The 22,906-nt window shown below is 39.1% G+C and carries 26 protein-coding genes, 1 riboswitch and 1 other annotated feature; of the genes, 8 read left to right on the forward strand and 18 right to left on the reverse strand.

Annotated elements, in window-relative coordinates; genetic code table 11:
* Positions 1–286 precede the first annotated feature (286 nt).
* Complete coding sequence (locus tag MHB44_RS15435; RefSeq protein WP_341299904.1) at positions 287–598, reverse strand: post-transcriptional regulator; 312 nt, start codon at positions 596–598, stop codon at positions 287–289.
* A 93-nt stretch (positions 599–691) separates the two neighbouring features.
* Between MHB44_RS15435 and MHB44_RS15440 the strand changes: the two genes are divergently transcribed.
* Positions 692–2,209, forward strand: a complete 1,518-nt coding sequence (locus MHB44_RS15440; RefSeq protein ID WP_341299905.1) for an oligosaccharide flippase family protein — start codon at positions 692–694, stop codon at positions 2,207–2,209.
* On the opposite strand, the gene MHB44_RS15445 is transcribed toward MHB44_RS15440, so the two are convergent.
* The 8 genes from MHB44_RS15445 to MHB44_RS15480 all read right to left on the reverse strand — a co-directional run bounded on the left by MHB44_RS15445 (position 2,206) and on the right by MHB44_RS15480 (position 9,723).
* Positions 2,206–2,841 carry a DUF421 domain-containing protein gene (locus MHB44_RS15445; RefSeq protein WP_341299906.1) on the reverse strand — a complete coding sequence of 212 codons (636 nt, stop codon included), beginning with the start codon at positions 2,839–2,841 and terminating at the stop codon, positions 2,206–2,208. The two genes, MHB44_RS15440 and MHB44_RS15445, sit on opposite strands and share 4 nt — an antisense overlap.
* 178 nt (positions 2,842–3,019) lie before the next feature.
* Positions 3,020–3,292, reverse strand: coding sequence for a preprotein translocase subunit YajC (yajC, locus tag MHB44_RS15450; protein ID WP_341299907.1), 273 nt, complete (start codon positions 3,290–3,292; stop codon positions 3,020–3,022).
* Positions 3,293–3,622: 330 nt separating this feature from the next.
* Positions 3,623–4,768: a tRNA guanosine(34) transglycosylase Tgt gene (gene tgt, locus MHB44_RS15455; RefSeq protein WP_341299908.1), complete on the reverse strand. Its 1,146-nt coding sequence runs from the start codon at positions 4,766–4,768 to the stop codon at positions 3,623–3,625.
* A gap of 135 nt (positions 4,769–4,903) precedes the next feature.
* Positions 4,904–5,944, reverse strand: coding sequence for a tRNA preQ1(34) S-adenosylmethionine ribosyltransferase-isomerase QueA (gene queA / locus MHB44_RS15460; protein WP_341299909.1), 1,041 nt, complete (start codon positions 5,942–5,944; stop codon positions 4,904–4,906).
* A gap of 17 nt (positions 5,945–5,961) precedes the next feature.
* Positions 5,962–6,966: a Holliday junction branch migration DNA helicase RuvB gene (gene ruvB / locus MHB44_RS15465; protein ID WP_341299910.1), complete on the reverse strand. Its 1,005-nt coding sequence runs from the start codon at positions 6,964–6,966 to the stop codon at positions 5,962–5,964.
* Positions 6,967–6,984: 18 nt separating this feature from the next.
* Positions 6,985–7,605: a Holliday junction branch migration protein RuvA gene (gene ruvA, locus MHB44_RS15470; protein ID WP_341299911.1), complete on the reverse strand. Its 621-nt coding sequence runs from the start codon at positions 7,603–7,605 to the stop codon at positions 6,985–6,987.
* 107 nt (positions 7,606–7,712) lie between these two features.
* Positions 7,713–8,591 (reverse strand): phosphotransferase, encoded by an 879-nt coding sequence (locus tag MHB44_RS15475; RefSeq protein ID WP_327037044.1) that lies wholly within the window; start codon positions 8,589–8,591, stop codon positions 7,713–7,715.
* Positions 8,581–9,723 (reverse strand): LysM domain-containing protein, encoded by a 1,143-nt coding sequence (locus MHB44_RS15480; RefSeq protein WP_337988274.1) that lies wholly within the window; start codon positions 9,721–9,723, stop codon positions 8,581–8,583. The genes MHB44_RS15475 and MHB44_RS15480 overlap by 11 nt, the downstream gene beginning before the upstream one ends.
* A gap of 141 nt (positions 9,724–9,864) precedes the next feature.
* Between MHB44_RS15480 and MHB44_RS15485 the strand changes: the two genes are divergently transcribed.
* Positions 9,865–10,404 carry a transcription repressor NadR gene (locus MHB44_RS15485; protein WP_053996299.1) on the forward strand — a complete coding sequence of 180 codons (540 nt, stop codon included), beginning with the start codon at positions 9,865–9,867 and terminating at the stop codon, positions 10,402–10,404.
* Between the two features lie 98 nt (positions 10,405–10,502).
* Here the strand turns inward: MHB44_RS15485 and MHB44_RS15490 are convergent, their stop codons facing one another.
* The 5 genes from MHB44_RS15490 to MHB44_RS15510 form a co-directional block, all read right to left on the reverse strand.
* Positions 10,503–10,895 carry a thiol-disulfide oxidoreductase DCC family protein gene (locus MHB44_RS15490; protein WP_053996300.1) on the reverse strand — a complete coding sequence of 131 codons (393 nt, stop codon included), beginning with the start codon at positions 10,893–10,895 and terminating at the stop codon, positions 10,503–10,505.
* A 21-nt stretch (positions 10,896–10,916) separates the two neighbouring features.
* On the reverse strand, positions 10,917–11,795 hold the full coding sequence (pheA, locus tag MHB44_RS15495) for a prephenate dehydratase (protein WP_053996301.1): 879 nt from the start codon (positions 11,793–11,795) through the stop codon (positions 10,917–10,919).
* 184 nt (positions 11,796–11,979) lie between these two features.
* A complete protein-coding gene (locus MHB44_RS15500; protein WP_053996302.1) occupies positions 11,980–12,435 on the reverse strand; it encodes an ACT domain-containing protein in 456 nt (151 codons plus the stop codon).
* 24 nt (positions 12,436–12,459) lie between these two features.
* Complete coding sequence (gene obgE / locus MHB44_RS15505; protein ID WP_053996303.1) at positions 12,460–13,749, reverse strand: GTPase ObgE; 1,290 nt, start codon at positions 13,747–13,749, stop codon at positions 12,460–12,462.
* Between the two features lie 5 nt (positions 13,750–13,754).
* Positions 13,755–14,282: a Spo0B domain-containing protein gene (locus MHB44_RS15510; RefSeq protein ID WP_053996304.1), complete on the reverse strand. Its 528-nt coding sequence runs from the start codon at positions 14,280–14,282 to the stop codon at positions 13,755–13,757.
* 176 nt (positions 14,283–14,458) lie between these two features.
* Positions 14,459–14,642: riboswitch (cobalamin riboswitch) on the forward strand.
* Between the two features lie 148 nt (positions 14,643–14,790).
* On the opposite strand from MHB44_RS15510, the gene nikA reads away from it, so the two are divergent.
* The 6 genes from nikA (at position 14,791) to MHB44_RS15540 (ending at position 21,153) form a co-directional block, all read left to right on the forward strand.
* The gene (gene nikA / locus MHB44_RS15515; RefSeq protein WP_341299912.1) at positions 14,791–16,386 is read left to right on the forward strand and encodes a nickel ABC transporter substrate-binding protein; all 1,596 of its coding nucleotides are present in this window, start codon (positions 14,791–14,793) and stop codon (positions 16,384–16,386) included.
* 86 nt (positions 16,387–16,472) lie between these two features.
* Positions 16,473–17,402, forward strand: a complete 930-nt coding sequence (gene opp1B, locus MHB44_RS15520; protein WP_341299913.1) for a nickel/cobalt ABC transporter permease — start codon at positions 16,473–16,475, stop codon at positions 17,400–17,402.
* A gap of 2 nt (positions 17,403–17,404) precedes the next feature.
* Positions 17,405–18,241: a nickel/cobalt ABC transporter permease gene (opp1C, locus tag MHB44_RS15525; RefSeq protein WP_341299914.1), complete on the forward strand. Its 837-nt coding sequence runs from the start codon at positions 17,405–17,407 to the stop codon at positions 18,239–18,241.
* Positions 18,242–18,246: 5 nt separating this feature from the next.
* On the forward strand, positions 18,247–19,053 hold the full coding sequence (locus MHB44_RS15530) for an ABC transporter ATP-binding protein (RefSeq protein WP_341299915.1): 807 nt from the start codon (positions 18,247–18,249) through the stop codon (positions 19,051–19,053).
* A 6-nt stretch (positions 19,054–19,059) separates the two neighbouring features.
* Positions 19,060–19,818: a dipeptide/oligopeptide/nickel ABC transporter ATP-binding protein gene (locus MHB44_RS15535; RefSeq protein WP_341299916.1), complete on the forward strand. Its 759-nt coding sequence runs from the start codon at positions 19,060–19,062 to the stop codon at positions 19,816–19,818.
* Between the two features lie 33 nt (positions 19,819–19,851).
* Positions 19,852–21,153, forward strand: coding sequence for an MATE family efflux transporter (locus tag MHB44_RS15540; RefSeq protein ID WP_341299917.1), 1,302 nt, complete (start codon positions 19,852–19,854; stop codon positions 21,151–21,153).
* Between the two features lie 51 nt (positions 21,154–21,204).
* On the opposite strand, the gene MHB44_RS15545 is transcribed toward MHB44_RS15540, so the two are convergent.
* From MHB44_RS15545 to rplU, 4 genes are all read right to left on the reverse strand, one after another.
* Positions 21,205–21,726 (reverse strand): DUF4303 domain-containing protein, encoded by a 522-nt coding sequence (locus MHB44_RS15545; RefSeq protein WP_341299918.1) that lies wholly within the window; start codon positions 21,724–21,726, stop codon positions 21,205–21,207.
* 93 nt (positions 21,727–21,819) lie between these two features.
* The gene (gene rpmA / locus MHB44_RS15550; protein ID WP_053996307.1) at positions 21,820–22,119 is read right to left on the reverse strand and encodes a 50S ribosomal protein L27; all 300 of its coding nucleotides are present in this window, start codon (positions 22,117–22,119) and stop codon (positions 21,820–21,822) included.
* Between the two features lie 13 nt (positions 22,120–22,132).
* Positions 22,133–22,471 carry a ribosomal-processing cysteine protease Prp gene (locus tag MHB44_RS15555; protein WP_341299919.1) on the reverse strand — a complete coding sequence of 113 codons (339 nt, stop codon included), beginning with the start codon at positions 22,469–22,471 and terminating at the stop codon, positions 22,133–22,135.
* A 16-nt stretch (positions 22,472–22,487) separates the two neighbouring features.
* Entirely contained in the window at positions 22,488–22,796 is a 309-nt protein-coding gene (gene rplU / locus MHB44_RS15560) for a 50S ribosomal protein L21 (RefSeq protein WP_053996309.1), read from the reverse strand.
* A gap of 14 nt (positions 22,797–22,810) precedes the next feature.
* Positions 22,811–22,888, reverse strand: a sequence feature (ribosomal protein L21 leader region).
* Positions 22,889–22,906 lie beyond the last annotated feature (18 nt).

A 22,906-nucleotide genomic window follows, 5' to 3' on the forward strand; every position in this document is an offset into this window, starting at 1 on the left:
ATTCAAATCATTAAGTATGCAGAAGATTTATGTAAGTAAAAACTTATGCAAAATAAAGTGAACCTTCAATCAGTGGGAGTTTTCTTCATCCCTCCCAATCGATAGTTTCATCAATCAGTTTTTTTACTGGCTGCCTGTCCCCTATTTAAACATTTTGTAGTGGGGTCTTTCAGTCTGGTAATACGGGATAAAAAAAGCGCAACACACTTATTATGAAACAGGTTGCGCTTGGTGTCAATTCAACACATTAGGATTCTTTAACTTTTTGAAAAATTTAACACTTTCGTTATAATATTTTGACTGGACCAAGCAGCATTTTTAATTCTTCTGTATTCACTTCTTCAAACCAGTTATCACTTTGTAAAAATTCTACTTGATTAAATGATACAATATCCGATGGTGAGACCGCAAAAACGGTAGCGATGACCTCGTGTAAACGTAGCTGCTCTACATTTTTTTTACGCCATTTTTTCTCCACACAATAGCGCCAAAGCTCTTCAGCCGTAATCGCATCATATTGATAATACTTGAACTCTGCTATCTTACTATCAATTGCCGGACGAATTTTTTCAAATAGTTGCTGATGCTGCACACTCATTTTGAATCATCTCCAATCAAAGTCGTAACGTAAGACATGCTTGCATACAAATAGTGTAAATGAATTTTTGCGGCTTGAGAAGGGACGGATGGCATGAGTTCTTTTGTACGAGGTACGTTATTTTTAATGTTTGTTATTTTTTTATCGAAACTTTTTGGCTTCTTTTATAGAATGCAGTTTATGCGGATCGCTGGTGAGGAAGCTGTCGGCATTTATATGACCGTCTATCCAGCATTTATTTTCTTTATTTCCCTTATTCAACTAGGGCTACCAATTGCTGTGGCAAAAATTGTTGCTGAGTTACTAGCAAAAAATAAACGTGATAGCATCTTTGGGGTTATGCGTACAGCCATTGTTTGGTCATTGATTGGCATGGTCATTTTTATGCCCCTTGTAGCACTAACAATACCATATATTTCAACAACACTTTTACATAATGAACATACCACATTTACACTATGGATTGCCCTTTTTGCTGTACCTGTGTCTGTTGGCTCGGGTTTATTACGCGCTTATTTACAAGGTGTAGCGAAAATTACACCAACAGCTTGGGCACAAATGATTGAGCAAGTGGTGCGTATTAGCTTTATTACACTGATGCTTCCTTATGTGGCAAATTATAATAATGCGGCTGTAACTGCTGCGGCTGCAATGGGTATTACGCTTCTTGCAGAAGTCGTTGCATTCCTCTATTTAGGGCTGCATTATATTATCTCAAAGAAGAAATTACTAGCACGTAAAACGAAGGTTGAAGGTTATCCATCATCACCTATGTTACGTATTGCCCTGCCATCAGCAGGTAGTAAACTATTTGGATCGTTCACTTGGTTTTTAGAGCCAATTATCTTTTTAAAAGCCTTAACAATGGCTGGCTTAACAGCATCTGCTGCTACCATCTTATATGGTGTTATTTCAGGTGTTTTAGTGCCATTGCTATTATTTCCTGCGTTTGTATCGACAGCTCTGTCTATTGTGCTTATTCCAGCTGTTAGTGATGCGGTTGCTCGCCAGCACACACCATTGTTACAGGAGCGCATCTCTGTTTCCCTACGCTTATCTTCTTTAGTGGGCTGCGTCGCCGCTACATACTTTTTTGTGCATGGTGATGAATTAGCCATGAAGCTTTTCCATTTAGAAGAAAATCGCGGCTATGTGAAAATTTTAGCACCTATTTTTTATTTTTATTATATTCAAAGTCCATTGCACTCTATCTTACAAGCGATAGGGGAGGCACGGGCAGCTATGATGAATTCTATCTATGGCGGACTAGGTAAATTATTTGTGATGTTTGTACTAGCCTCTCAGCCTGGTATACAGGAAAAAGGGGCTGTTGTAGCAATTGGCTTTGGTGTCTTGCTTACATCCTTCTTGCATATCGCCACTGTAAGACAACGAAAAAATTTACGAGCAGGCTTTCGAATGTTTGTTGTCCCTTATAGTTGCTTTATTGCCGTTTGTGTAGCTCAGTATTTTTTACTCCCAATGCTATCACTACCCTTTATATTAAGTAGCAGTGTGACATTATTTTTACTATTTACATTTTTATTATTTACCAATCAGCTACGTATAAAAGATTTCCGCTATATCCGTAAATTAGCAAAAAAAGTTTAAGTTTCTTTCAATTGAATATGCAGTCGATTGTCCTCCCAAATACAAAAAAATACAGTATTGCTATCTGTAATATTATTTTTAGCCAGCTCAGCCATTAACCATTCCACATCCTTATGCATAGTAGCTAAGTGCCTTTCTTGAATATCACCATCAATAATTAATGGGTAAATAAAAGATTTTTCATCATTTTTATAAACAGAAAGATTACCAGAAGGCTCTAAATAAGCAAATGCAACATCTGTGACAGATGCAATACCATTTTCCCGTAGTTGCTGACATAAATCGTCTAAATTATAGCGATGCTTACGCATTTCACTCTCTAAAATCACACCGTCTTTTACTAATAATGCTGGATCACCATCCACTAAATCACGGACTTTCTTGAACTTTAAGGATAAATAGGCACTTATTATTTGAATCACTAACAAAATAATAATGGGTAATATAGCATTCAACAAAGGATTTTTATAATCATCTAGGGCAAATGCAGCTACTTCTGCAATTAATACAAAGACAACCAAATCAATAACAGATAATTCACCTACTTCTCGTTTACCCATTAAGCGAAAAACAATGATAATAAAAACGTATAAAAAACATGTTCTAAAAATAATATGGAAATATTCTTCCATTTAAACACCCCCATATTATCAAGGTGACCTTCCTAATTGTTTTTTATACAAAACGGCATCACAAAATATAAGTATTGTTCGCATACACTAGCTACGTACACTACTTGTAGGGATACTATTAACACGTAAAAAAAGACTTACAATCAAGCGTTTGCCCACTGTAAGTCTTTTTCTTTATTTACTTCACGCTATCATCGTTTACTATACGTCCAATTGCTTGACGATCAAACTTCACACGCACATTTTCAGCGATTTTTAATGTCACTGCCGTGTCCTCAATTGCATCAATCACACCATGTAGACCACCGATTGTAATGACCTTATCTCCACGCTGCAAACTACTTTGCATATTTTGCGTTTCCTGCTGTCTTTTTTTAGCTGGACGAATTAAGATAAACCACATAGCAACGAACATTAATAGTATTGGTGCTAGCCCTAATAGTTGATCCATAATACTTCTTGCCCCCTTTCCAAATATCACTTTTTTAGTATAGACTATTCCACTGATAAAAAGCGATGGACAAGTCCAAAAATTTTCTCTATTACTAATATTTTTTCTATGATTGACAATATTTTGCTAGAAATATTCACTTTTTACAAAGTTTTGTATGTTTCTACCTAAAATCTCACACTACGCCAACACTCAAACTTTTATTTTCATTCCATTAACTAACAGAGTCTTTTATAGCTTTAGCCTCTAGCAAAATTCCCTATTACTGCTCCAAACGCTTACTTCTTACAGAAAATATAATAATAATCGTTTTATTCATCGATCATCATATTAAAAGTTTTTCGCATTTGGTCCATTAAAGCCATATTTCTCGAAAAATTCTTCGCGGAAATCACCAAGACGATCCTGGCGTATTGCCTCCCGCACTTGCTCCATTAGCTTTAATAGGAAATGGAGATTGTGATACGTTGTTAAACGAATACCAAATGTTTCTTCTGTGCGAATTAAATGACGAATATAGGCGCGTGAATAGTTTTTACATGTATAACAATCACAATTTGGATCAAGTGGCCCAAAATCACGTGCATATTTAGCATTTTTCACCACAAGGCGTCCTTCTGATGTCATTAATGTACCGTTGCGTGCAATACGTGTTGGTAGAACACAGTCAAACATATCAATCCCACGAATAGCCCCATCAATTAATGAATCCGGTGAGCCAACCCCCATTAAATAGCGAGGTTTATTCACAGGCATCATTGGTGTTGTAAATTCTAACACACGATTCATCACATCTTTAGGCTCACCAACTGATAGCCCGCCAATTGCATACCCTGGGAAATCTAACTCTACTAATGCTTCAGCAGAACGACGACGTAAGTCCTCATATTCACCGCCTTGGATAATCCCAAATAGGCCTTGCTCCTCTGGTCGCTGATGTGCTTCCTTACAGCGTTTTGCCCAGCGTGTTGTACGATCTACGGATTGCAGCATATAGTCATATGTTGCAGGATAGGGTGGGCATTCATCAAAAGCCATCATAATATCAGAGCCTAAATCATTTTGAATTTCCATGGCCTTTTCTGGGCTTAAAAATAATTTATCACCGTTTAGATGATTGCGGAAGTGAACGCCTTCTTCTTCAATTTTACGGAATTGACTAAGCGAGAACACCTGGAAACCACCTGAATCGGTTAAAATTGGGCGATCCCAATTCATAAATTTATGCAGTCCACCTGCTTCCTTGACAATATCATTACCTGGTCGAAGCCATAAATGGTACGTATTGGATAAAATAATACCTGCATTCATTTCCTTTAATTCCTCTGGTGACATTGTTTTCACCGTGGCCTGTGTACCTACTGGCATAAACGCAGGTGTTTCAAAGGAGCCATGTGGTGTATGCACGATGCCAAGACGCGCTCCTGTTTGTTTACAAGTATGAAGTAGCTCATATCGAATTGCTGGTTGTGTCATAAACTAAAAAATCCTCTCTTATCTAAAGTAAAAACAGTACTCCGATTTTATTCCGTATTAAAAGGCTGTAAGAACCTCACTTCAAAAGCTAAGATGTTTAAGTGAGGGACAGGCAGCCTGGAAAATGCACCTACATTAACGCTTTGGACGAATAAACATGGCATCCCCAAAGCTAAAGAAGCGATATTTTTCCTCTACCGCTTGCTGATAGGCACTTAAAATTGTTTCTCTTGTAGCTAATGTACTAACAAGCATCACAAGAGTTGATTTTGGTAGATGGAAGTTTGTAATTAGACCATCCACTACCGTAAAGTGATAGCCTGGATAAATAAAAATAGATGTCCAGCCCTGCTCTGCTCGTACCTCACCATTATATTTAGAGCCAATGGTTTCTAATGTCCGTGTAGAGGTTGTCCCAACAGCAATCACCTTGCCACCATCTCGTTTTACTCGATTAATTGTAGCTGCAGCTTCCTCCGTTACACTATAAAATTCGGCATGCATTTCATGATTTTCAATCGAATCAACACTAACAGGACGGAAAGTGCCCAGCCCCACATGTAATGTAATAAAGACAACTTCTACTCCTTTTGCCTTTGCTTGCGCTAGCAATTGCTCTGTAAAATGCAAGCCTGCTGTTGGTGCTGCGGCTGAGCCACGCTCTTTGGCATAGACTGTTTGATAGCGATCCTTATCCTCTAGTTTTTCACGAATATACGGAGGCAAGGGCATTTCACCAAGCTGCTCTAATATTTCATAAAAGATGCCATCGTAATGAAATTCAAATGTACGTCCACCATGCTCAAGCTCACCTGTACATGTAGCCGTTAATAAACCATCACCAAATGTAATAACGGTTCCTACTTTAACGCGCTTTGCTGGTTTAACAAGTGTTTCCCATTCATCTGTACCAGCTAATTGCTTTAATAGTAATACTTCTATATGGGCCCCTGTCTCCTCTTTCACACCCATTAAACGTGCTGGTAATACTTTTGTATCGTTTAATACAAGACAATCACCAGCCTGTAGCTCCTCTACAATATGAGTAAAGTGGTGATGCTCTACTTTATGGGAGTTAGGTGTTACAACCATTAATCGACTCGCTGTACGATCCACTAATGGCGTTTGGGCAATAAGTTCCTCTGGTAATGCAAAATCAAAATCTTCTACACGCATGAAAAAAACTTCCTTTTTTATGTTTGTTGGGGATATTCGTATCCAAAATGTTCGTAGGCTAACTGCGTTGCTACTCTTCCTCTTGGTGTACGCTGGATAAGGCCTATTTGCATTAAATAAGGCTCGTATACATCCTCTATCGTCACTCGCTCCTCACCAATTGATGCAGCAAGCGTATCTAAGCCCACAGGACCTCCTCGAAAGCGTTCAATCATATTGGATACAAGCTTATGGTCAATATGATCAAGCCCTCTAGGATCGACTTGTAATAGCTCTAATGCCTGCTTCGCAAGACCCTCCGTTATCATACCATCTCCAAGCACTTGTGCATAATCTCGCACTCGCTTTAATAGACGATTAGCAATGCGCGGTGTGCCACGCGAGCGTCTTGCCATTTCCATTGCCGCAACTGGTTCAATTTCCACATCAAATAAATGCGCACTACGTACAACAATTTCAGCTAGTGAACGATCATCGTAATATTCGAGGCGTAGCAATACACCGAAACGATCCCGTAAAGGAGCTGATAAGGCACCAGCTCTGGTTGTAGCACCTACAAGGGTAAAGGGAGGTAAATCAAGGCGAACAGAACGTGCTTCAGGCCCCTTGCCCACGACAATATCTAAACAGAAGTCTTCCATTGCTGGATATAAAACTTCTTCAATAGCACGAGGGAGTCGATGAATTTCATCAATAAATAAAACGTCCCCAGGCTCTAGTGAACTTAAAATAGCTGCTAAATCTCCTGGACGCTCAATCGCAGGTCCACTTGTCATACGGACATTAACATTCATCTCATTTGCAATAACAGCAGCTAACGTTGTTTTACCAAGCCCTGGAGGTCCATATAGCAGCACATGATCTAAACTTTCCTGACGAAGCTTTGCGGCTTCAATAAATATCTGCAAATTTTCCTTTACTTTATGCTGCCCAATATATTGTGATAGCCGTTGTGGACGTAATGATAATTCGAACTGCTCATCATAGCTTCCTGCTTCACCAGCCATTATCCGTTCAGACATGCCTCTCCTCTCCTTTCCTTACTTTAATTTTAATAGTAGCTGTAACGCCTGTTTCATATACGCATCGGTTGTGTCAAGCTTATCATTATCCTCAAGCTGCGGACGAATTTTTTCAAGCTCTTTTTCAGAATACCCAAGTGCCATTAATGCCAGTATTGCTTCCTCTAGCTCATGTTTATTCGGATGGACACCAAACAATGGCAGCTCCTCTTCCGTACTTGGCAACTCTAATGTTTCTAATAAAGCGCCTAGCTTGCCTTTTAAATCGAGGATCATTTGGCGCGCTGTTTTTTTCCCGACGCCTGGAAACTTCACTAAAAACGTTTCATCCTCACGCTCAATGGCACTAATCACCTGCTGCGGATTGCCAGTAGCTAAAATAGCTAGCGCCCCCTTTGGCCCTATACCTGATACTAAAATAAGCTTACGGAAGAGCTCACGTTGATCTAAATTTGGAAAACCATATAATACTTGTGCATCCTCACGTACATGCAAATGGACATAAATTTGTTGTTCAAGTGCCGATAGCCGAAAGGCAAATGGATTGGGCGTATTAAGTTGCCAGCCAATGCCCTGTTGTTCAAGTACAATATATTCAGGTGTAACACGAGTAATTTGTCCTTTTAAATAATCATACATCTACAATCCCTCACAATCATCGTCTTCGATTATAGCATAGAGCGAACGAATGCTCGACAAAAAGTAAAAAGTGCTGTGCACAGACAAAAATGACCGCCAAATGACGGTCATTTTTTCACAAATCTATCAATATCGTACCACAATTTTGGCCAATAGGTGAGGGCTCGTTTTGTAAATGGCACTAAATAATCTAAAAATACTAGCTGCTGCTCCAGCGGTAAGTCCACCGCAAACAGCCACTCACGCAAAAGCTCATTTGGATATTTCAAGCGATGAAGCTTTCTTTTATCTAAGCGCTTCAGCTCAGGCAACTCTGCAAATATCTTGCCAAGGTCATAGTCAACAGCTGGCAATACACGATGTAGCCATAAAATATACTCATCATCCGCTTCTCCAAGATGTGCTAAATCAAAATCAATTAAGCGTAATTGTCCATCAGAGCACCATAGAAAATTATGATGAACAACATCTCCATGTAAAAGCGTAATGTCTTTTTCAGGTGTATCCTCCATCGATATTAGCTGTAGCGACTGATCACTATAATGTAAAATTTGATCGATTTCTTCTCCTGTTAAAAAAGCACGAAAGTCATTTCTCCTACTTTTAAAACGCATATAACGCATTTGCCATTTTAAAAGCTGCGAGTAGGTATGCAAGCCAGGCACACGTTGCCAGGCAATTTTTTTATGTGTATCATGTAAAGCTATTAAGAGCTTTAAAGATTCCTTACGATCTTTTGCATAAGCAAAGTTTGCACCATGACTTCCCTCTTGCCATGCTTGCACAATTAATTGCTCATCATCGCTTTGCACGATTGGTAAAATAAGAGAAGGCTCCATACATCCTAGCTGGCGATGAATAGACCTGACCTTCTCCGCAATTTCTACTTGCTTTGCCCGTTTAACAAAATAAGTCTTTGATTGATATTTATATTTCCAAATATTCGGCTTTACCTCTTCAACAATATACGCTTTTTTACCATCGATAAGGCGTCATCCCGCCTGGGAAATAATGCGGTGGCATCCAAGGGCCACCTGACGGGCATGGAGGCGGCGGACAGTGACTAGGATCCATATACCAAGTAGGCATCATTGCTGGTTGTGAACCACAGCCACAAGATTGACCCATATTCATATCAGGCATCATCATTGGTGGTGATTGTGGACCGCAGCCACAAGATTGACCCATATTCATATCAGGCATCATCATTGGTGGTGACTGTGGACCGCAGCCACAAGATTGACCCATATTCATATCAGGCATCATCATTGGTGGTGACTGTGGACCGCAGCTACAGGATTGACCCATGTTCATATCAAATTGTGGTTGCATTTGTGGCTCATGTTTCGGGAAAAATGGTGTAGATTCTAAGAAATCATCCATCCCCCCTATCTTATGCTTTGGCATATCACAGGGCATTGGCTGTTGTTGCATCATATAAGGCTCAACATGTGGTTGCATCGGCATCGGCCACCACATTTGATGATATACAGGCTGATGGCAGCTCGGACAATGTGGAACAGCTGGCATTTGTGGCATCATCTGCACAGGCGGTGGCGGCGGTGCTGGCTGTGGCTTTGGTGGTGGCGGTGGTGTAGGCTGTGGTTTAGGTACAGGTGGTGGCGGTGTTGGCTTCGGTGCTGGCTGTATTTGCACAGGAGGCGGCATGACATTTTGCTCCATTTGCGGCATCACTACCTGTTGATGCCAATTCATTTCAACAGGCTGCGGTACCCACATCGGCTGTTGAGGCATCGGCATTGGCATTGGTATGGGTATCGGTATCATATGTGGCTCTGGCATCGGCATCGGTGCTGGTGGCGGTGGTACAATTGGTGGCGGTGGTGGCATCGGTTTCTGCACCTCTTTTTTAGGAGCTTCCTTCGTAATAGGTGTCTCCTTCGGCACATGTGTTTCCTTTCTTGGCATTTCTTTATGGGCATCTCGATGCGGCTGCTCTTTATTTATTTTTTCAGGCAAAATAATTTCCATACCTGGGACAATATAATCTGGGTTGGCAAGATGGACATTGAGCCGCTTCAAATCTTCAAACGAAATGCCGTACTCTTTCGCAATCTTCCACAGTGTGTCTCCCTTTTGAACAATATGAATACGCAATTTTTTCCTCCCTTCCTCTCTACGTATCATATGTTCAATGTTGCATTTGGATACAAAAATTTCAGCAAGTTCGAAATGCTTCATGGTACACTATTGCTTAAGGAATACAGTTTCCTATATTACGAGCAGAGGTGACCTCTTGTGAAAAAAATGTTAGGCGAAGAACGCCGACTGCAACTACTAGCGCAATTAAAAAAAAGTAAAACACCGATTACAGGAACTGATTTGGCTAAATTCGCAAATGTTTCGAGACAAGTTATCGTCAATGATATGACTTTATTAAAAGCTAGAAATGAGCCCATTATTGCTACAAGTCAAGGCTATCTTTATATGCAGCAGGAACAGCTTCAGCATACAGTTGAGCGTACACTTGCATGTTCACATACTTCCGAACAAGCAGAGGATGAATTACTAACGATTGTTGATTGTGGAGGAACGGTTAAAAATGTTATTGTTGAACATCCCATCTATGGCGAACTAACAGCTTCCATTATGGTCTCTAATCGGCATGAGGTAAAACAATTTATCGAGCGCATTAATGCAACACAGGCGAATTACTTGTCCGCTCTCACAGGTGGCATTCATCTGCATGTAATTGCTGCCCCTTCTGTGGAAGTGTTAACATTAATTGAGCAAACTTTACAAAAAAAAGGGTATTTAATAACAGAAAACACAGTATGAGTATATCGTCATACTGTGTTTTTGCTAATCTTATGTTCTTAAGCGTGAGTATTTTATCTTTCTCCGCAGATCGTACTTTCTCATACGCGGATGGATATTTAGGAGAGAAATCGTTGTCGCTGTGCAGGTGTAGGCAGCAGACATGCTTGCTTTCTTCCAAATAAACGATAACGGTGTTTAGCGAATAGTTTATATAATGCATTACGCATTCGGCTCGGTATAGGAGTAAAAAGATAATAGAACGGCCATACTTTATCTAATTTTTTACATATTTTTAAGGCTGCTGTAGATTCCATATACACTTTGCCATGCTCAATGAGTACAACGCTATCTATATTTTTGGATATATTGAACTGTGTAAGAAGTGCTTGGCCGACATCACTTTGTAACGCTGCAAACTGAAAATAGCCAGCTTGATCATGCTTCATAATAAATTGAACAGTGCTATCACAAAAATTACAAACGCCATCAAATAAAATAATCCCGCCCATTCTAAACCCTCCTTATCGTTATTATACCTTATCTGAAGTGACATACGTAAAATATGTACCGAGCGACTTGACCTTACAGCCTAGTGCCGCTAACTCCTCCATGGCACCGCGCATCATTGGCTCTTTTTCATCTGCTAATACATCAACCATAAAGAAATAGTCACCTAGCCCTGTTTTCAACGGACGTGATTCAATTTTACTTAAATTCAGCTGACGCCATGCAAAAACTGATAATACCTGATGTAAAGCTCCTGAGCGATCCGTCGGCAAGGTAATCATACATGTTGTTTTCGCTTGTCCATCCGATAATTCTTGGGGCAATCGCTTATTTTGCTTGGATAGTACAAAGAAACGTGTATGGTTAAAATGAAAATCATGGATATTAGACTCTACGATTTCAAGACCATATTTTTCGGCTGCTGCTGCATTGCCCACTGCCGCTATACACTCTTGTGGATTTTCTGATACAAATTTTGCTGCGGCTGCTGTTGAGGTCGTTTGGTGTAAGGGCACATGGCTAAAACGGTAAAATAAATATTTATGACATTGTGCCAAGGCATGTGGATGCGAATAAACGCCTTTTATGGACTGCCAATGATCCTTTTGTGCTTTATTGACCATTAAATGCTGCTGGATTTTTAGCAGGAGCTCGCCTGTTACATACAGTGTCGCCTCGTGGAATAAATAATCTAGTGTAAGCGGTACAGAGCCTTCTAAAGCATTTTCTAACGGCACAACTGCCAAATCTACCTTGCCCTCTGCTACCGCCTCAATACATTCTGGAATTGTTGCACATGGTACAAGCCATTCATTTGGAAAAGTAGCCTTTGTTGCTAAGTATGTAAATGATGCCTCTGGTCCTAAATAGGCGATTCGATTTTCCCATTGTTGCTTTGTCATTGCAAATACCTCCTTTATGGCACAATAAGGAGCAGTCCCTTATGAGTGATCACTACGGGACAGCTCCTTATGTGAGCTTTAGTATCGTATTGTTGCTCCAATGCACCCTAGGCATTTGGATTAATAAACACGATCATTGTCATTTTTGTCAAACATTACAGAACTGAACACTATGCTTTAATTATTATAATGCACCAGAGCTAATGACTTCCGCTGATTCGACAAAATCTAAGCGCTTTAACTGTTGAATCAAGTCATCCAGCTCACATGTCATGCTTGTAACATCCAGTGACAATGTCACATTGGCACGTCCTTGAATAGGGATTGTTTGGTGGATGGTTAATACATTACAATGTGTCATAGTCACCGTTTCTAAAAGCTTGGCAAGTGTTCCTTTTCTGTCTTGAAGCTGTAAAAAGACTGTTAAAATGCGTTCCTGGACAATTGAATGAAACGGAAATACAGCATCACGATATTTGTAAAACGCACTTCGCGATAAATCCACCTGCTTTACCGCATCCCAAATGGAGGATACTGAACCACTTGATAATAAGTGCTTCGCCTCCAATGTTTTTTGCATTGCATCCGTTAAAACATCTTCACGAACTAAATAATATCGCTGATTCGCAACATTCTTCATACGCTTCCCCCTAAAACTACTGTCTTAATCGACAAATTCAAATTCAAACTCTTGTAAACGTACAGTATCGCCATCCTGAGCGCCACGTTCACGCAGAGCCTCGTCCACGCCCATTGCACGCAATTGACGAGCAAAGCGGCGAACACCATCCTCACGGCTAAAGTCTGTCATTTTAAATAGACGTTCAATAGCATAACCACTAATAATAAATGCCCCATCATCATCACGCGTGATTTCGAATGCTTCACCTTTTGCCTCATGCTTGTACATTACGGTTGCGTCTGATTGCTCCTCTATATCATCATATAGTGGGAATTCAGGCGTTACCTCAAGTAAATCTGCAATCGCAAACAATAGCTCTTTTAACCCTTGGCGTGAAATAGCAGAGATCGGGAAAATTTGAACATCCTCTCCAACCTTTTGGCGGAATGTTACTAAATTTTCCTCTGCATCTGGCATATCCATTTTATTGGCTACAATGATTTGTGGACGCTCTGTTAAACGAAGATTATATTGTTTAAGCTCTGCATTGATCGTTAAATAGTCTTCATATGGATCGCGGCCTTCCATTCCTGACATATCAATAACATGGACAATAACACGTGTACGTTCAATATGTCGTAAAAATTGATGACCTAATCCAACCCCTTCATGTGCTCCCTCAATAAGCCCAGGTAAATCTGCCATCGCAAAGCTTCGATGATCATCCGTTTCAATCATGCCTAAGTTCGGTACAATTGTCGTAAAATGATAAGCACCAATTTTTGGCTTAGCAGCAGAAACAACAGATAAAAGCGTTGATTTACCAACACTTGGGAAACCAACTAACCCTACATCTGCTAAAACTTTTAACTCTAATATAACATTTAATTCTTGTCCTGGCTCACCTTTTTCAGAAAGTTCTGGCGCTGGATTGGCAGGTGTTGCAAATCTTGAATTTCCCCGTCCACCGCGTCCTGCTTTTGCAATGACAGCTCTTTGCCCATGCTCGACTAAGTCAGCAATAACGGCTTCTGTTTCTTCATTAATCACAACTGTTCCAGGTGGCACTTTTATAATTAAATCATCCGCATTTTTACCATGCATCCCTTTACTCATACCATGCTCACCACGTGGTGCCTTGAAATGACGCTTGTAGCGGAAGTCCATTAATGTACGTAAACCCTCATCTACCTCAAATACGACATTCCCACCGTGTCCACCATCGCCACCAGCTGGACCACCATTTGGTACATATTTTTCACGGCGAAAGGCTACCATACCATCTCCGCCGTCGCCACCTTTTACATAAATCTTTACGTGATCGACAAACATTTATTTCACTCCCTATTTGCACTCAAGACATATTGCCAGCGTCTATTTGTCTGTTCAACTGTTTGAATATCGAATTGTGTCAAACCTTTTTCGGTGAAGGCATCAGCACTCCATAACCCATTTAGCGTGAATGTCACGGCAAATGTATGATCGTCAACACGTACATCAAGCGTTAAGACCTGCTCTGTAAATGGATCTAATGTATCATAAATATGCATAACTGTTTTGTTTAAATAATCTACTACAGCCTGATCAATATCATTGGTTACTGGCTTATTGATCTCCCCATTTAGCTGCCAGGCTAATGAAGGATAACGCCATCCTGCTGTTTGTAACCATTCAATTGTTTGTGGCATTTGTAGTCGATTCAGGATAGAGAGCATGCGTAATTGCTCCGAATAGCGCTGGATAAGCTTCTTTGATTCATCAATTTTACCTAAATCTAAATTCATGCGAATCAGTTGTAGTTGATTCACATAGTCATGATTTGCAAAACGTAATACTTCACTAATGGTTAGTGATTGATTGTCCATCCCATTCACTCCAATAAAGTTATCCTTACTAGTATAACAAGTTTTATTGTATTTTTCCCCTTAATTCTTCTTTGATTTTTACGAATGTTTTCTCAAAAAGTTTCACAAAATTTTCTAAATTTTTCTCATTCATCTGTCGACAGCTCCTTACACCTTATGATAGTATGTTACCAAATTTGATATTAATTTATATAAGTGCTCATCATCATGGATGAGGTAAAAGGGAAACTAGTGCAAAGCTAGTGCAGCCCCCGCTACTGTATACGAGGATGAAACTACCAAGCCACTGATTCAATCGGGAAGGCGTAGGAGTAAAATGATTCGATAGCCAGGAAACCTGCTTATATACAACTAATGCAAACTTTTCGGAGGGAGGAGTTTAGGTGAAGCTTAATTTTTTGGGAATCATTATGCTTATATAAAGTAGCCTATATTCTTTGCAAAGGATATAGGCTTTTTTATGCGCTAAATGAGTAACTAGTACTTTAAGACAAAAGGAGATTTTTGAATGACTAAGATGAAACATATTTTTTTCGTATTGTTCTCGCTGCTCTTGCTTGCATTGGCTGGCTGTGGCAATAACAATACAAAAAATGTACAAAAAGAACAACGTGAGGAAATTAATTTTGCTAGCACAAAAGATATTCGTGATATTAATCCACATTTATATACAGGAGAAATGGCTGCGCAAAACATGGTGTATGAATCGCTTGTTATCAATACAGACGAGGGTGTAAAACCTCATTTAGCTGAAAAATGGGAGGTGTCACCAGATGGCTTAGAATATACCTTTTATTTAAGAAAAGATGTTGTCTTTTCTGATGGTGAGCCATTCAATGCTGAAGCAGTTAAATTAAATATGGACGCTATTTTGAATAATAAAGAACGTCATGGTTGGCTAGATATGGTGAATGAAATAAAGGAAAATATTGTGGTAGATGAGTATACATACAAGCTTGTTTTAACACATCCCTACTACCCAACATTAGAGGAGCTGGGCTTAACACGTCCCTTCCGTTTTGCTTCTCCAAAAAGCTTTATTGATGGACAAACAAAGGATGGCGTCAATGGCTATGTAGGTACAGGTCCATGGGTATTAACAGAGCACAAGGATAACCAATATGCTATCTTTACAGCCAATGAAAACTATTGGGGAGAAAAGCCAAAGGTAAAAGCAGTTAAATGGAAGGTCATGCCGGATCATCAAACAATTCTGCTAGCACTTGAGAAAGGTGAAATTGATCTTCTGTTCGGCTCTGATGGGGATATGATTGACCTCGATTCCTTTAAAGCATTGGAAGAACAAGGCACATATGTAACACAACTAAGCGAGCCCATTGCATCACGTGCTATTTTACTTAATTCTAAGCAGCCTATTACAAATAATCAAAAAGTACGTGAAGCATTGCAATATGCGGTTGATAAAGAGTCCATTGCAGAAGGTATTTTAAATGGCTCTGAGGTAGTAGCGGATACATTAATTGCTACTACGGTTCCTTATAGTAATGTTGACCTAAGAAAGCGTTCGTTTGATCCTGAAAAGGCACAAAGCTTATTAGAGGAGACTGGTTGGAAGGTTGAAAAAGATGGCTATCGCTACAAGGATGGTAAAAAATTAGCCTTAACCATTTATTTTAATTCTGATAATGCACAAGAGCGAGCAATTAGTGAATATATGCAAAGTGATTTTAAACAAATCGGTGTTGACTTAAAGGTAATTGGTGAGGAAAAACAAGCCTTTTTAGATCGACAAAAATCTGGTGAGTTTGATTTACAATATTCATTATCATGGGGCACACCATATGACCCGCAATCCTATCTATCTTCTTGGCGACAGCCTGCACATGGCGATTACCAGGCCCAAGCAGGACTAGCGAAAAAAGAATGGTTGGATAACTATATTACAGCCCTGATGATTGAAGCTGATGAAGAAAAACGTCAGGAGATGTACAAGGACATTTTGACATATATCCATGAGGAGGCTGTTTATATTCCATTAACGTATTCACGTACAAAGGCTGTGCATATTCCAGAGTTGCAAGGTGTAACCTTTAATCCATCCCAATATGAAATTCCATTTGAAAAAATGTATTTTGACAATTAAATGCTAAAACTATCAAAAAGGTAAACATTAGCGTTTTACCTTTTTGACTTTTTCAGCTTAACGATTTACTAGAATAGAGGAGTCCTATGAAAAGCTATTTTATCAAACGATTAATCAGCACCATACCAATACTCATCGGTATATCCTTTTTATCTTTTTTACTAATTAACCTTAATCAAAGCGATCCAGCAGAGATATCCCTTCGTGTCAATAATATCACTGTAACAGAGGAGGCATTAGCTACCGCACAGCAGGAATTACATTTAGATAAGCCGTTTTTCGAAAGATATGTGCGATGGATTGCCAGTAGCATCCAGGGTGACTTTGGTGACAGCTTTGTGACCAAAAAGCCAGTCTTAGAGGAATTGAAAGTAGCACTGCCAGCTACTTTGCGGCTTGTCGCTATAACATTAACTATTATTTTAACAATAAGTATCACAGCAGGTGTACTTTGTGCCCTATTTGAGGGAAGCTGGTTTGACCGTTTAATTAGGGGCATTATCTTTATTGGTGCAGCTATGCCAAGCTTTTGGCTAGGCTTATTATTAATGTGGCTGTTGGCTGTGCAATTAAACCTGCTCCCAACAAGCGGTATGGAAACAGCAAGCTCTGTTATCTTACCAGCACTCACATTATCGTTCGCCTATATCGCTACATATGTAAGACTTATCCGTAATAATATGGTGCAAAATAAGGTAGAGCAATATGTACAATATGCCAGAATACGAGGATTAAAGGAGTCAACGGTCACTAAGCATATTTTCAAAAACTCCCTACAATCCTCTATCACAGCACTTGGCATGTCCATTCCCAAATTAATTGCAGGTACTGTCGTGGTTGAAAATATTTTTGCTTGGCCAGGTATTGGACGGCTTTGCGTAACGGCTATTTTTAATAATGATTACCCTGTTATTCAAGCCTATATTTTATTAATGGCTGTGTTATTTGTACTATTTAATTTACTGGTAGATATTACTACTACTGCATTAGATCCACGAGTAAGAAAAGAGGCGTAATAATGAAGGTTATCAAAAGATTAAGGCAAGATCGCCTTGCTGTGGTATGTATTGTTTTTCTTAGTACTGTGTTAGTAGCTGGCTTATTTGCGCCATTACTTGCACCCTATGATCCTGTTGAAATTAATGTAAAAAGTAAATTAATGGGCTTTAGTAAGGAACATTTACTTGGTACAGATTATCTTGGTCGTGATATTTTATCGAGATTATTATTTGGTATTCGAACAACCGTTATTTTTGCTTTAATATCTATGGCGGGCACCATTTTAATCGGCACAATATTAGGCTTTATTGCCGGTATTTTCCGCAATAAAGTAGATGAAGTGATTATGCGCTTATGTGATGTTTTCCTATCCTTTCCAAGTGAAGTGATGATACTGGCGATTATCGCAATGCTGGGACCAAGTCTATCAAATATCGTGATTGCCTGTATTATCGCGGGCTGGGCTTGGTATACACGTATGATTCGTTCGATTGTAATTAAATATACAGATACGAACTATATTCGATTTGCCAAAGTAGCAGGATGTAGCACAAGTCATATTATCCGTAAGCATATCCTACCAAGAACTATTGGTGAAATATCTGTTTTAGCAACGCTTGATTCAGGAGCTATTATTCTGAGCATTTCTGCGCTCTCCTTTTTAGGCTTAGGCGTACAAGCCCCAACACCTGAATGGGGAATGATGTTAAATGAAGCTAAAAACGTTATGACGTTCTATCCTCAGCAAATGCTAGCGCCAGGAATTGCTATCCTTTTAGTTGTTCTAGCCTTTAATTTTTTAGGTGATAGTCTACAGGATGCTTTTAATATGAAAAAAGAACAAAAAATGAGGTGAATCACGTGCATTTATTAGACATTCAACATTTAACTGTTATAGATCCAACCACAAAAGCGACCATTGTTGACGATATTAGCTTTACAGTTGAAGCTAATAGCTGTCTGGGTATTGTTGGCGAAAGTGGGAGCGGAAAATCAATGACAATGAAGGCAATTTTAGGGCTAATTCACCCAAAGCTACAACGAACAGGAACTGCCCTTTTTGACAATCTGGATTTACTGCAAGCGAACAAGGAGACATTACGTAAAATAAGAGGGCGTTACATTTGTATGATTCCTCAAGATGCAATGTCCTCTTTTAGTCCACTTAGTAAAATCGGGGCACAAATGGTAGAAACCTTATGTGAAAATCTACAAGTCTCTAAAAAGGAAGCAAAGGAACGCTCCATTGCAAAATTAGAGCGTATGCTCATTCGTGAATCAGCACAAGTATTTGATAAATATCCACATCAGCTTTCAGGTGGAATGCTACAACGCTGTATGATTGCAATTGCATTAGCGATGCAGCCAGCCATTATTATTGCTGATGAGCCTACAACAGCATTGGATTCCATTAACCAGCAAGAGGTCGTCACACAATTTCAACAAATTCGTAAAGAGTTTGGCACAACAATTATTTTTATTTCACATGACCTTAGCATTGTTAAACAGTTAGCCCAGCGAGTATTGATAATGCGCAATGGACGATGTGTGGAGGCTGGCACTATAGAAGATGTATTTTCGAAGCCGCAGCATGATTATACAAAGCATTTAGTAAACACAAGATTACAATTAGCAGAGACTTTTGCTTATGCTATGGACAAGGGGTGAAATAAGATGCTTATTATCAATCATGTCTATAAAAGCTATAAGCAATCTAGTAGGTGGTTTAGTAAACAAAATAGAATTCAAGTATTAAAAGATATCTCTTTTTCTATTCCAGAAGGAACCTGTGTAGGATTAATTGGCGAAAGTGGAAGTGGAAAAAGTACATTAAGTCGTCTAATTTTAGGACTAGAAAAGCCCGATAAAGGAAACATAGAAATAGAAGGTAAACCTGTAACAGTATGGATTAAAGAAAATCGAGGACAAATGAGTGTCGTCTTTCAGGATTATACATCATCTGCCAACCCTAACTTTACGGTTTATGATGTGATTTGTGAGCCCCTAAAGCTGCTAGGACAAACTCACAATTTGGAACAAACAGTGAGACAGTTATTAGAAAAGGTTGGATTATCCGATACACTGATTAATCGTTATCCACATGAATTAAGCGGTGGGCAGTTACAAAGAGTTTGTATTGCTCGCGCCATTAGCTCGCATCCTAAAATCCTTGTATTAGATGAGGCAATTAGTTCTTTAGATGTTTCTGTACAAGCACAGGTGCTCGATTTACTAAAACAGTTAAAAAAAGAAATGCAGATGACCTATTTGTTTATTGCGCATGATTTACAGGCTGTTACTTATTTATGTGATCGTCTATTATTTTTATATAAAGGACAAATTGTTGAGCAGGTAGCATGTAAAGACCTGGCACATGTACAAAATAACTATGCACAAAAGCTTTTACAATCTGTTATACCTTTTTCTGTATAAATATTTATAATAATAAAGGACATTTCGACAATCATGATTACTTGGAAAACCTATATTTTAATTGCCATTCCGTTAATATTATCAACCATTACAACACCTATACTGGGAGTTGTTGATACGATGGTTATTGGGCATTTATCAAATCCCGCTTTTATTGGCGGTGTAGCCATTAGTGTAACGATTTTCAATACATTGTATTGGTTGTTTGGTTTTTTACGTGTTAGTACAACGGGGATGGTAGCACAAGCATTTGGTCGAGACAATTTACATGAACAAAAACTAGCCTTTTGGCGACCATTGCTACTTGCTATTGCGATGGGCTTTATTTTTATTATTTTACAGCAAGTAATATTGATGATAGCGACCATGATCATGAAGGCAGATGACACGGTTTGGTTATATGCTAAGCAATATTTTTCAATTCGTATATGGGGAGCGCCATTTGCCTTAGCGATGTATGTAATTATTGGTTGGCTGATCGGTGCAAAGCAGGTAAGGGCAACACTATTGCTTCAATTATATATGAATATTTTAAATATTATTCTCTGTATTGTATTTGTTATCATATGCCACATGGAAATACGTGGCGTAGCTTTGGCTACAGTTGTCGCGGAAATAACAGCGCCATTGATCGGGCTTTACCTTTTAAAGTCACAGCAACTTCTTACAGGCTGGCAAAAGCTGCGAGCAGAGGTATTTGATAGACAGGTTGTGCAAACGATGTTGCGTCTCAATAGTGACTTTTTTATTCGTACAGCTTGTTTACTCACAGCCTTCACTCTTTTTACATCCATCGGCTCCTCAATGAGTGTGGATATTTTAGCAGCAAATACAATTCTATTTCAGCTTCATTTTGTTTTTGCTTACTTTTTTGATGGGCTTGCCAATGCATCCAGTATCTATATTGGCAATGCAGTGGGCAGTAATAATAAAAAGCTCTACGAACAAACGATTCGTATTTCATTCTGGTGGTCATTTGGACTTGCCATTGTTCTATCCGTCCTATTTTATTTCTTAGGGCCTGTTATTTTAGCAAGCTTTACAAATATTGAGGTCATCTACCAGCTAACATTGCAATATCAGATGTGGCTTGTACTATTCCCACTTGTGGGCTTTTGGGCATTAATGCTAAGTGGGATTTTCTCAGGTGCAACGATGATTGCTCCCATTCGGAATTCGCATATTTGGTCATTAATAAGCTATCTGCTAGCACTGGCAATTTGCCTGCCTCTCTGGGGCAATCATGGATTATGGTTTGCATTCATCCTATTTACATTAGGGAGAAGTCTCTTTTTAGCCATTTATCAGCCTCGGCTAAAAAAGCTTTTTGTCTAACACAAAGCATTCAGTATGTTATAGCTATAACACGCTGAATGCTGCTTTATTTTATACAAACTCCTTAATATGTTCCGCATATTCTTGTGCTTTTACTGCTCCGTTTAATTGCTCAAATACAGCGATTCGCTCTTCTTGCTCTAAATATTCCCTTACATTGAAGGTTAATAAAATATCTGTATATGCCTGATAGAAAGGTGATATAACAAGCCGACAAAGCACTTTTTTACAGGTATCGATAATGGCAGCCCGATGATGCTCAAAGCGCTCTGTATCATCAGTAGTATCATGGAGCTTTTTCATATACTGATACATCTCTGCTGACAGCTTGTCAAACGTTTCAAAAATGCACCATTCTTCTTCACAATATTTATAGTACCAATAATCTTCTGCATTCCTATCAGCTTGCTCTGCCAAATAAGCCTTTGTATTTGCCACTAAGCCAATTGACCACAGATCGCTGCTACAATCCAATGATACAATGTACAAATCTGCATACATAGCTCTATATGTTTTCAATGCTTGTTCCATCGCAAGTACAATAGCAGCTTCCAGTTTTTCATAATCAAACAAAGCCTGTGCCTCCTGCATATGCGTTCACCTTTCTACCTAATTATCATACCTCTATAAACAAAAAAGGACTGCCTCAATAGCAGCCCTTTCATATTAAGCTTCTTGTGTTTCTGGGTATACAGATACTTGTTTGCGATCGCGACCTAAACGTTCAAATTTAACAACGCCATCAACTTTAGCAAATAGTGTATCGTCACCGCCACGACCTACGTTTGTACCTGGGTAAATTTTTGTACCGCGTTGACGGTAAAGAATTGAACCACCAGTTACAAATTGGCCATCAGCACGTTTAGCACCAAGTCGTTTAGACTCAGAGTCACGTCCGTTTTTAGTAGAACCTACCCCTTTTTTCGATGCGAAAAATTGAAGGTCTAATGCTAATAATAATTTCATCGTGTTCCACCTCCTACAGCATTTTATACTTTAGTTCGATAAATTCTCCATAACTTGCGACCATCGTATAATACTGTGTCACCATTGTTTGAAGAATAACTTGTAATTTTGCGTCTATTTCAGGGTCTATATCTTTTGAAACGATACAGGATAAAAAGCCACCTTGCTCGTCCTGCTCAATTGTTGGCTGTAATTGTAAAATATGACCAATTGCATTTACCGTACCAAAAGCGATAGCAGATGCACCTGCACATACTAAATCACGACCATATTCATCTGAGTAAGCATGACCTGAAATTTCAAAGCCGTATGACTTTCTGTTTTCATCACTATGAATTGTAACAGTAATCATATTGTTCACCTCACAATTAAGCGTTGATCGCTTCAACAACTAATTTTGTGTAAGGTTGACGGTGACCTTGTTTGCGACGGTAGTTCTTTTTAGCTTTCAATTTGAAAACAACGATTTTTTTCGCACGGCCTTCTTTCACAACTTTCGCTGTTACAGTAGCGCCTTCTACGAATGGAGCGCCAACTTTCACGTTTTCGCCACCTACGAATAATACTTTATCAAAAGTAACAACTTCGTCAGCTTCTTTACCTAGTTTTTCAACATAGATTTCTTGACCAGCTTCTACTTTGACTTGTTTACCACCAGTTTCAATAATTGCGTACATTTTACTGCACCTCCTCATAGACTCAGACTCGCCTGTTTATAAAGGTGATCCCTAAAGATACTTAAACCTTTCCAGTGCGGTTGTAGTAGCACAGGTGCTACAAACAATAA

Source organism: Lysinibacillus sp. FSL H8-0500 (genome assembly GCF_038051955.1).
GTDB classification, from domain to species: domain Bacteria; phylum Bacillota; class Bacilli; order Bacillales_A; family Planococcaceae; genus Lysinibacillus; species Lysinibacillus macroides.